The organism is Streptomyces sp. NPDC051987, assembly GCF_040680735.1.
Taxonomy (GTDB): Bacteria; Actinomycetota; Actinomycetes; order Streptomycetales; family Streptomycetaceae; genus Streptomyces.
On the sequence record NZ_JBFAXI010000070.1, the window covers coordinates 33,018 to 42,507 of the forward strand.

The 9,490-nt window shown below is 70.4% G+C and carries 10 protein-coding genes and 1 rRNA gene; 1 reads left to right on the top strand and 10 read right to left on the bottom strand.

Annotation, left to right across the window (positions count from 1 at the left end):
- A complete protein-coding gene (locus tag AB0M11_RS29585) occupies nucleotides 1-1,245 on the top strand; it encodes a DUF5667 domain-containing protein (RefSeq protein ID WP_365710793.1) in 1,245 nt (414 codons plus the stop codon).
- Nucleotides 1,246-1,391: 146 nt separating this feature from the next.
- Here AB0M11_RS29585 and AB0M11_RS29590 read toward each other — a convergent pair whose 3' ends face one another.
- The 10 genes from AB0M11_RS29590 to rrf all read right to left on the bottom strand — a co-directional run.
- Nucleotides 1,392-2,495, bottom strand: coding sequence for a lysophospholipid acyltransferase family protein (locus AB0M11_RS29590; protein WP_365710795.1), 1,104 nt, complete (start codon nucleotides 2,493-2,495; stop codon nucleotides 1,392-1,394).
- A 14-nt stretch (nucleotides 2,496-2,509) separates the two neighbouring features.
- Entirely contained in the window at nucleotides 2,510-3,595 is a 1,086-nt protein-coding gene (locus AB0M11_RS29595; RefSeq protein ID WP_365710797.1) for an NAD-dependent epimerase/dehydratase family protein, read from the bottom strand.
- Nucleotides 3,596-3,765: 170 nt separating this feature from the next.
- Nucleotides 3,766-3,864 carry an AURKAIP1/COX24 domain-containing protein gene (locus AB0M11_RS29600; protein ID WP_003948845.1) on the bottom strand — a complete coding sequence of 33 codons (99 nt, stop codon included), beginning with the start codon at nucleotides 3,862-3,864 and terminating at the stop codon, nucleotides 3,766-3,768.
- Between the two features lie 129 nt (nucleotides 3,865-3,993).
- On the bottom strand, nucleotides 3,994-4,203 hold the full coding sequence (locus tag AB0M11_RS29605) for a helix-turn-helix domain-containing protein (protein ID WP_067299677.1): 210 nt from the start codon (nucleotides 4,201-4,203) through the stop codon (nucleotides 3,994-3,996).
- Between the two features lie 130 nt (nucleotides 4,204-4,333).
- Complete coding sequence (locus tag AB0M11_RS29610) at nucleotides 4,334-5,158, bottom strand: phosphatase (protein WP_365710799.1); 825 nt, start codon at nucleotides 5,156-5,158, stop codon at nucleotides 4,334-4,336.
- 274 nt (nucleotides 5,159-5,432) lie between these two features.
- A complete protein-coding gene (locus AB0M11_RS29615) occupies nucleotides 5,433-6,605 on the bottom strand; it encodes an acetoin utilization protein AcuC (RefSeq protein WP_365710801.1) in 1,173 nt (390 codons plus the stop codon).
- Nucleotides 6,556-7,779 carry an MFS transporter gene (locus tag AB0M11_RS29620; RefSeq protein ID WP_365710803.1) on the bottom strand — a complete coding sequence of 408 codons (1,224 nt, stop codon included), beginning with the start codon at nucleotides 7,777-7,779 and terminating at the stop codon, nucleotides 6,556-6,558. Before AB0M11_RS29620 ends, AB0M11_RS29615 begins: the two co-directional genes overlap by 50 nt.
- A gap of 81 nt (nucleotides 7,780-7,860) precedes the next feature.
- Nucleotides 7,861-8,598, bottom strand: a complete 738-nt coding sequence (locus tag AB0M11_RS29625; protein WP_365710805.1) for a VC0807 family protein — start codon at nucleotides 8,596-8,598, stop codon at nucleotides 7,861-7,863.
- A 93-nt stretch (nucleotides 8,599-8,691) separates the two neighbouring features.
- A complete protein-coding gene (locus AB0M11_RS29630; RefSeq protein WP_365710807.1) occupies nucleotides 8,692-9,336 on the bottom strand; it encodes an HAD family hydrolase in 645 nt (214 codons plus the stop codon).
- A 73-nt stretch (nucleotides 9,337-9,409) separates the two neighbouring features.
- A 5S ribosomal RNA gene (gene rrf, locus AB0M11_RS29635) occupies nucleotides 9,410-9,490 on the bottom strand; the annotation flags it as partial.

Here is a 9,490-nt window from a genome sequence, read left to right on the forward strand (position 1 = left end):
GTGATCGCGAACGTATCGGCCCACCGGCGGGCGAACGCCTTCGCCCAGGCTCTGGAGGAGCAGCCCGACCGGGACCCGGCGGCCGAGCCGTCCGGAGGGCCCACGGGCGATCCACCGGCCGCTCCGGACCGGGCCGAACGGACCGAGCGGGGCGAGCTGTTGGCCCTGGCGACGGGACTCGCCGCACTGCCCAGGCCGGAGCTCGACCCGGAGGTCAAGGTCGTCCAGCGGGCCCAGTTGGTGGCCGCGATGGAGGCCATGCTGGCGGAGGGCACCCTGGGCGGGGCGGCGGACGCTTCGGTACCCGAGCAGCGGGCGGCCCGTGCCAAGGGCGCGCACCGGGCCAGTCCGCTGGGCAAGCTGCGACCGCGTTCCCGGCTCACCAAGGGGCTCGCCGCGGGCGGCCTGAGCGTCGGCGTGGCCGCCGGAGCCTTCGGCGGGGTCGCCGCCGCCAGCTCCGACGCCCTGCCCGGCGACTCGCTGTACGGCCTGAAACGCGGCATCGAGGACTTCAAGCTCAACTACCTGACCGACGGCGACGACCAGCGCGGCCAGACCTACCTCGACCAGGCCTCGACCCGCCTGATGGAGGCCCGTCGGCTGATGGAACGGGGCCGCGGCGGCCACCTCGACCACGAGTCGATCGGTGAGATCCGGCGCACCCTGTCCGGCATGCAGCAGGACGTCACCGAGGGCCACCGCCTGCTCCACGAGGCCTACGAGCGCGACCCGGACTCCCTGGGCCCCATCCAGGCACTGTCCGCCTTCGCCCAGTCCCACCGCGAGGCCTGGGGCGCCCTGCGCGAGAAGCTCCCGGTCCAGCTCGGGGACGTCAGCCAGCAGGTGTCGTCCGTCTTCGAGGCCATAGACCAAGAGGTCGCCCCGCTGCAGTCCCTGCTCCCCCAGCCGTCCCAGAACACCGGCGGCGGCACCGGCAGGCAGGGCTCCGGCACGGCGTCCACCGGCTCCGCCGGCAGCCACCGGGCCACGCCCCCGTCCTCCTCCGGCGGCTCCTCCACGGGCCACGCATCCGGATCCGGCAGCCCCAGCGGCTCCGCCTCCGGCAGCGCGGACAACGGCCTGATCGGCGGCACCACGGGCGGCCTCCTGGATCCGCCGAAGACCGGTTCGAGCACCCCGCCCCCGTCCAGGTCCGCATCCAGCGCACCGGACGTCACCCTGCCCCCGCTCCTGCCGGGGCTGCTACCAGGCCTGGGCATCGACAGCGAGGACAGCAGCAGCTGAGCAACGAGGTGCACCCCGCGCCCCCCAAGGCGGCGAAGCCGACCTTGGGGGGCGCGGGGCTGTATCTGATCTGCGGCTCCGCCGCGTGGGCGCGAGCAACCACGACGGCGCCGCGCCGGCGATCGCACCTCAACCCGCAGCGGCGCTCAGAAGAAAACCGACCGTCGCTGCACAAGCAACTTGTACAGCGTGTGCTGGATCTGCTCCCGCACCTGGTCCGTCAGGTTGAACATCAGCATCGGATCCTCGGCCGCCTCCGGCGGATACCCGTCCGTACGGATCGGCTCCCCGAACTGAATCGTCCACTTCGTCGGCAGCGGCACCGCCCCCAGCGGCCCCAGCCACGGAAACGTCGGCGTCAGCGGAAAATACGGAATCCCCAGCACCCGGGCCAGCGTCTTCGCGTTGCCGATCATCGGGTAGATCTCCTCGGCCCCCACGATCGAGCAGGGAATGATCGGCACCCCCTGCCGCAGTGCCGTGGAGACGAACCCGCCCCGCCCGAACCGCTGGAGCTTGTACCGCTCGCTGAAGGGCTTCCCGATGCCCTTGAACCCCTCCGGCATCACCCCGACCAGTTCGCCCTGGGCCAGCAGCCGCTCGGCGTCCTCCGCGCACGCGAGCGTGTGCCCCAGCTTGCGCGCCAGTTCGTTCACCACCGGCAGCACGAAGACCAGATCCGCCGCGAGCAGCCTGAGGTGACGATTCGCCGGGTGCCGGTCGTGCACGGCCACCTGCATCATCAGCCCGTCCAGCGGCAGCGTCCCGGAGTGGTTGGCGACGATCAGCGCACCGCCCTCGGCCGGGATGTTCTCCATACCCTTCACCTCGACCCGGAAGTACTTCTCGTACACCGGCCGCAGCAGGGACATCAGGACCTGGTCGGTCAGCTCCTCGTCGTACCCGAAGTCGTCGACCTCGTAGTCTCCGGTCAGCCGCCGCCGCAGGAACGCGAGTCCGCGCGCGACGCGCTGCTCCAGGCCGGCCTCGTCGTGCGGTGGCTGCTCCACGCCCTTCTCAGGGTTCTCCCGGGTCACATGCACATCCTCCTGCGCGGGGATCCGCACGGCGAGAGGCTGGACCTCCCGCACCCCTGCGGACTCGCGCACCACCGCCGCGGGCTCGCGCACCGCCGCCTGCTCGGCACCGCCCTTGCGCCGGCTCCCCGCGGCCCGGCGCCGGGCCGGCCGCTGCACGGCAGCCCCGCGGGACCGGTCGTCGTCGAACGGAATGACCTTGGCGTCCGCCATCGTTGCTGCGCTCCTCAGTTGGCGCTCTGGGTCGGGTTCTGCGTCCGGGTACCCGCCGGCGTCCGCCCGCCGCCCAGGGCGGGCAGCACGGCGAGCCGGTCGACGGCCGCGGCCACGGCCTGGGGCGGCAGCAGCCCCGGGACCTGGGCGAGCGCGAAGTCCGCGAAGGTCTCGGCCGTCGTGTACCTCGGCCTGAATCCCAGCGTCTCGCGCATCTGGACGGTGTCCACCACCCGGCCGTGCGTCAGCAGCCGGATCTGCTCGGGCGAGAAGTCGCTCATGCCGAGCGTCCGCACCAGGGACCCGGCCCAGGTGACCGCCGGCAGCAGCAACGGCACGGTGGGCCGCCCCAGCCGCCGCGAACACTGCGAGAGCAGCAGCACCCCGTCACCCGCGATGTTGAACGTGCCGCTGTTCAGCGTCCCCCGGGCCGGCTCGCGCGAGCCGATCCGCAGCACCTCGATCACGTCGTCCTCGTGCACGAACTGCAGCCGCGGGTCGTACCCGAGCACGGTGGGCAGCACCGGCAGCGAGAAGTAGGAGGCGAGCGGGGTGTCAGCGGTGGGCCCGAGGATGTTGGCGAACCGCAGCACGCAGACCGCCACGTCGGGCCGCCTCCGGGCGAAGCCGCGCACATACCCCTCCACCTCCACCGTGTCCTTCGCGAACCCGCCGCTGGGCAGCGATTTCGGCGGGGTGGTCTCGGTGAAGACGGCCGGGTCCTTCGGCGCGGAGCCGTACACGTTCGTACTGGACTTGATCACCAGCCGCTTGACGTTCGGCGACTTCTGGCAGGCGCCGAGCAGCTGCATCGTCCCGATGACGTTGGTCTCCTTGACGGTGGCCCGGCTCCCGCTGCCCAGCGGAGTACCGGTCACGTCCATGTGGACGACCGTGTCGGCACCGCTCTCGGCCAGCACCCGGGCGATGCTCGGCTGGCGGATGTCGGTCTGGATGAAGTCCGCCCCGCCCAGGTGGTGCTCGGGCGCCACCGCGTCCACGGCGACCACCCGGTCCACCTCGGGGTCACGCTGGATCCGCCGTACGAAACGGCCCCCGAGTTGACGGGCCACTCCGGTCACGAGCACGACCTTCCCCAAGATCAGCGCCTTTCTTCCGTGTTCCCGTATGCGGGCCAACTTAGCGGGTCGGTGTTGCGGCGGCATGACCCCCGACAGGCCACGATGCGTCGCAACGGCCGGAAAACGCAGTGGCCCCCCACCGTACTGGTGGGGGGCCACACACAAGCTCTCGCGGCTCGGCGCCGTACTTACTTCTTGTTACGACGCTGAACACGCGTGCGCTTGAGCAGCTTGCGGTGCTTCTTCTTGGCCATCCGCTTGCGCCGCTTCTTGATAACAGAGCCCACGACTACCCTCGCTCACTTCTCATCACTCGGTGCTGGGCATCATGGGCCCACACGACCTACGAGGGGCTAGCCTACCCGCCCGAGCGCTGAGCTCGTAATCGAGGTGCTCCGGGTATCCCGAAACCGTCGTCAGGCGGTCTCCACCCCCACGTAGCTCTCGCGGAGGTACTCGTGTACCGCTTGCTCGGGGACGCGGAAGGACCGCCCCACCCGAATCGCGGGCAGATGACCGCTGTGCACCAGCCGGTACACGGTCATCTTCGACACTCGCATCACCGCGGCGACCTCCGCCACGGTCAGGAACACGACCTCGTTCAGAGGCCTCTCGCCAGCTGCCATGACACACCTGAACCTTCCGCACTCGACGGGCCACCGGCTTCCCCTTCCGGTGACTCTTCGTCGTTGCGTGCTCACTCCCCAATGTAGGGGCGGGTGATGCGAGTGGGGAAGAGGTGCACCCATCGGCGGCCTACTGTGACAGACACGCTCGATTGAGTACGTAGCGGGTAAGCGGCGTGTAGCAACAGGACCGCACGCCGTCATCAACCGGAACGGCGACGGCCACCACCCCCTCGGCCTCCCCCACGAAGGGCGCGGGGTCATCCGTATCCGCCAGCCCAATGGCCTCGAACCCGAGCTGACCTGCACCGCAGACCCAGCCATGGTCCCCGACCACCAGCTCGGGCAGAGGGCCGCCGCTCCCCGCCGCCGCATCCAGCGCCACCCGAACCGGCAGCGGCGAATGCGTATGTGCCCCCGGCGCACAACCGGGGCGCTCACGGCCCACTTCTCTCACGAACCCGACTCCTCGTACGTAATCGAGAGTGCACGTACGTAGGCCGAACCGGGTCGTTATGTCGACACAGCGACCCTGCGCCGGGGTGAGAATCTCACATCCCGCCGCCGACAGGGCGTGCGCGAGACCGGCGTAGAACCCGGTCAGCCGGTGCGGATGCCCGGTGCCGAACAACACGGGAGCCCGCCGCCGGGCCACCACCGCCACCCGCTCGGCGAACGCGTCCAGCCCGGCGATCGTCAGGTCGGGATCGATCACATCATGCCCTGAAACGCACCGCGGATCGTCCGAAACCCCACACTTGGCCGCCATCAACCGAACCAACTCCTGCTCGCCCCACCTCCCTTGCGGATCGATCCCGATCAACACCCGAGGATCCCGAGCAGCGAACAGCCGATACCGCCCCAGACTCCGCTCCCGCGGGTTCCCCACCACCCCCGCCAGCCCGGCCCCCACCAAATAGCCCCGAAGCCCACCACCACCACCCACCCCACCCATCCTGAAGGCCCCTCACCCCCACCGCCCCCACAACCCCCGAACACCGCACAGTCGGCCTAACCCCCACACCCCGCACCCGGCACTGAGGACACCTTCCAGCCCATCCGCCAGACGCTTCCAGCCCGTCCGGCAGACGCTTTCAGCCCGTCCGGCGTTTGAGGACGAGGCCGCAGGCCGATGCGGGGGTCCGGGGGCGGCAGCCCCCGAACCGGGCGGTCGAAGGGGGCCCACCCCCTGGAAGGACGGGACGGGTAGGGGCGGCGGGGGCGAGAAACTACGGCAGCAACCCCCGCAGCGGGAACACGGCCCGCCGAGTCGCCAGCACCGCCTGATCCAGCCGGTCCGCGGGATCGTACCCCCCGTCCCACGACGCCCACCCCACCGGCCAACGCCCATCCGTCATCCGCCCCGGCCCCAACTGCCGCGTCCGAGCGAACACTTCCTGCCGCCACCCCTCCGGAACCACCGTCTCCGGCAACACCTCCCGCCCCGCCGCGATCGCCACCAGATGCGTCCACGACCGAGGCACGACATCCACCACCTCGTACCCCCCGCCCCCCAACGCGACCCACTTCCCCCCGGCGTACTCGTGCGCCAGCTCATGACACGCCACCTGCACCGCCCGCTGCGCGTCCAGCGAGACCGCCAGATGAGCCAGCGGATCCTCGAAGTGCGTGTCGGCGCCGTGCTGCGTCACCAGCACCTGCGGCCGGAAGTCGGCGACCAGCTCCGGCACGACGGCGTGAAACGCCCGCACCCACCCCGCGTCCCCGGTCCCCGCCGGCAACGCCACGTTCACCGCGGCACCCTCCCCCGCCCCGGCACCGACCTCCTCCGGCCAGCCGGTCTGCGGGAACAACGTACGGGGATGCTCGTGCAGCGAGATCGTCAGCACCCGCGGATCATCCCAGAACGCGGCCTGCACCCCGTCCCCGTGGTGCACGTCCACATCCACGTACGCGACCCGCTCGGCCCCCAGCTCCAACAGCCGCGCGATGGCGAGCGACGCGTCGTTGTAGATGCAGAACCCCGACGCGGCCCCCGGCATCGCGTGGTGCAACCCACCTGCGAAGTTCACGGCGTGGTCGACGTCCCCCCGCCACACCGCCTCGGCCGCCCCCACCGACTGCCCCGCGATCAGGGCGGACACCTCGTGCATCCCGGCGAAGGCGGGGTCGTCCACCGTACCCAGGCCGTACGACTGGTCGGCCGCCGCGGGCTCCGCCGAGGCCGCCTTCACGGCCTCGATGTAGTCCTCCCGGTGCACCAGCCGCAGCGTCGACTCCCCGGCCGGCTTGGCGGCGACGACGTCCACCACCCGGTCCAGCCCGAAGGCACCGACCAGACTCCGGGTCAACGCCAGCCGGACCGGATCCATCGGATGGCCCCGACCGAAGTCATAGCCCGTTACTGCCTCGTCCCACATCAGCTGTGCGCGGCCGCTCATGCCCGCCACCGTATCGGTCCGACCTGGTCGCGAACGAACGGGCATACACCAACGTCACCAGCACCAACACCATCGGAACCAACATCGCCCCGCGATAGCTCCACGCATCCCCGAGCGCCCCGACCAACGGGGAACCGATCAGGAAACCGACATAGTTGAAGATGTTCAGCCGTGCGATGGCCGCGTCCGAAGACCCCGGGAACAGCCTCCCCGCCGCCGCGAAGGTCTGCGGCACCAGCACGCACAAGCCCAGCCCCAGCAGAGTGAACCCGGCCATGCCGACCCAGGCCCCCGGCGCCGCCGCCACCACCGCGAACCCGACGGCCGCCACCAGCGACCCCAGTCGCACGACGGTCACCGCACCGAACCGCCGCACCCCGAAGTCCCCGAGGGCCCGCCCGACCAGCGTGGTCACCATGTACACGTTGTACGGCACCGTGGCGAGCTGTTCACTGCTGCCCAGTACGTCCTTCAGGTACTTCGCACTCCAGTTGGAGACGGTCGAGTCTCCGATGTAGGCGAAGGTCATCACCAGACACAGCGGCAGCAGCACCTTGAAGACGACACCACTGGCACCCCCGCCCTCACCGGCCGTCCCGTCCGCCACCGGCGCGGGATCGCCGTCCACGTACCACCGGCTGCCCACCAGCGCGGCCGGCAGCAGCACCGCGACCACCGGCAGGTACGACACCCACAGCGCGAGGTGCCAGTGCGCCCCCACCCAGGCCAGTGACGCCCCGAGAATTCCGCCCAGGCTGTACGCGGCATGGAAGCTGAGCATGATGCTGCGTCCGTACGTCCGCTGCAGACTCACCCCGAGCATGTTCATCGAGGCGTCCAGCGCGCCCACGGCAAGTCCGAACGCGGCCAGCGCCACCGCCAGCTCGGCCATCACCCCGCCGGACCCCACCCCGAGCAGCGCCAGCATCACCACCGGCTGGGACCAGCGCAGCAGCCGACTCGGCCGTATGCGCTTCACCAACTGCTCGGTGGTGACGCTGCCGACGCCGGCCAGGACGGGCACGGCAGCCAGGAAGACCGGCAACAGCGCGTCGGAGACGCCGTACCGGTCCTGGATGGCGGGGATGCGCGTCACCAGCAGCGCGAAGGTGGCACCCTGAGTGAAGAAACTGAACGCCAGCGAGGCCCTACCGCGCCGCAGCACATCTGTCATGGCGGCGAGCGTAGGGCCCCGGCGTACTCGTGGGTAGATCCAGCCAAAGATGAATTTCCTTCAGCTTTACCGCCCTGCTCCTCAGGCGGCGACCGCGAGCCCCTGCTCCCGCTCCTGTGCCGCTTCCTGGCGCTTCACCTCGTCGGTGATCAGGCGCGCCATCGGCTCCGCCGCCGCCCCGCCGCAGAGCACCATCCCGAGGCTGATCGCGACGACCAGGAGGAGAGAGCTCAGCCAGACCATGGTGGCCACGGGGATCGTGTAGGCGCCGACGACCCGGGCGACGCACTCCGCCAGCAGCACCAGGCCCCAGAGCACGGAGAAGACCCGCTCCTTGCGCAGGAACTCCGCCGATCGGACCGCGCTCCCGGACGCCAGCCGCTCCCAGGCGGCCTCCCGGGCCGCGTCGCCCTTCACCAGGAACGGCTTCAGCCCTGCCGTCATCATCGGCCTGCCCAGCGCCACCGACACCAGGATCCCGATGCCCACGGTGCTGCTGACCGCGCCGTCCTTGGCGAGCATCAGCCGCGGGTCACCGGAGACGAAGCTCAGAGCCAGCCCGACCACGTTCACGACCAGGATCAGTGCCGCCAGCCCATTGATCCGGCGCTCCCGCACCACACTCCAGACCGTCCGGACGGCCGGCACCACGCTGCTCCAGGCGAGCGCCGCGAAGGTGCTCATCCCGAAGGCCTCCTTGAAGAAGTAGTACGACCCGAGGGGCACCGCCACGTCCACGATCAGCGGCCGGAGGTTCTCCAGCACGCTGGGCTGCTGCTTGCGCTCGTTCTGGGACCCGGTGTTCGTCGTCTTCGTCATGCCCTCAGCTTCGCGCCCGGACGGGGTCCCCCAGTAGAAACGATCGTCCGCAGCTCGGCATGACAATTGTCAGCCTCGCCGCCATGCCCCCGGTCATTCCAGCAGGTCAACCAACTGCCCGAGGTCGGCGAAGAGTTGGGTGGCACCCGCCAGCCGCTCGGCCGGTGTCATGGCGGTGAACCCGTAGACGTCCATGCCGGCCGCCACGGCCGCCCGCACCCCCAGCGGACTGTCCTCGACCACGGCACACCGCTCCGGCGCGACCCCCATCCGCTCCGCCGCGTACAGGAACAGGTCAGGCGCCGGCTTCCCGCGCCCCACGTCCTGCGCGCTGAAGATCCGAGACGCGTCGAACCACTGGTCGAGCCCGGTCGTCCGGTGCCCCACCCGAATCCGCTCATGACTCCCCGAGGAGGCCACGCAGTACGGCACCCCGTCCACCGCCAGCCGCGCCAGCACCTCCGCCGCTCCCGCCACGGGCTTCAACTCCGCGGCGAAGGCGGCGAACACGCGCGTGTGGAAGACATCGTCGAAGTCGTCCGGCAGCCGCTGCCCCGTGCGCTCCAGGACGAGTTCGTGGACCCGGTGCATCGCGGACCCCATGTAGTCCCGTATGGAGTCCTCGTAGGAGGTCGGGTGCCCCAACTCGGTGAGATAGGCGGCCAGCAGCCGGTTGGAGATGGGCTCGCTGTCGACGAGGACGCCGTCGTTGTCGAAGATAACCAGGTCGTAGCGCATGCCACCGAGCTTAAACGGCGCCGTAAACGCAGAAAGGCCCACGCCGCTATGGCGTAGGCCTTTCTCAATATTTGTTCGGCGGCGTCCTACTCTCCCACAGGGTCCCCCCTGCAGTACCATCGGCGCTGTAAGGCTTAGCTTCCGGGTTCGGAAT

What these genes read in the sequence shown, in the direction of transcription:
- AB0M11_RS29590 (WP_365710795.1), bottom strand. Translation starts at nt 2,495, where the DNA reads ATGGCGGACGCCAAGGTCATTCCGTTCGACGACGACCGGTCCCGCGGG.
- AB0M11_RS29620 (WP_365710803.1), bottom strand. Translation starts at nt 7,779, where the DNA reads ATGACAGATGTGCTGCGGCGCGGTAGGGCCTCGCTGGCGTTCAGTTTC.
- AB0M11_RS29605 (WP_067299677.1), bottom strand. Translation starts at nt 4,203, where the DNA reads ATGGCAGCTGGCGAGAGGCCTCTGAACGAGGTCGTGTTCCTGACCGTG.
- AB0M11_RS29630 (WP_365710807.1), bottom strand. Translation starts at nt 9,336, where the DNA reads ATGCGCTACGACCTGGTTATCTTCGACAACGACGGCGTCCTCGTCGAC.
- AB0M11_RS29610 (WP_365710799.1), bottom strand. Translation starts at nt 5,158, where the DNA reads ATGGGTGGGGTGGGTGGTGGTGGTGGGCTTCGGGGCTATTTGGTGGGG.
- AB0M11_RS29625 (WP_365710805.1), bottom strand. Translation starts at nt 8,598, where the DNA reads ATGACGAAGACGACGAACACCGGGTCCCAGAACGAGCGCAAGCAGCAG.
- AB0M11_RS29615 (WP_365710801.1), bottom strand. Translation starts at nt 6,605, where the DNA reads ATGAGCGGCCGCGCACAGCTGATGTGGGACGAGGCAGTAACGGGCTAT.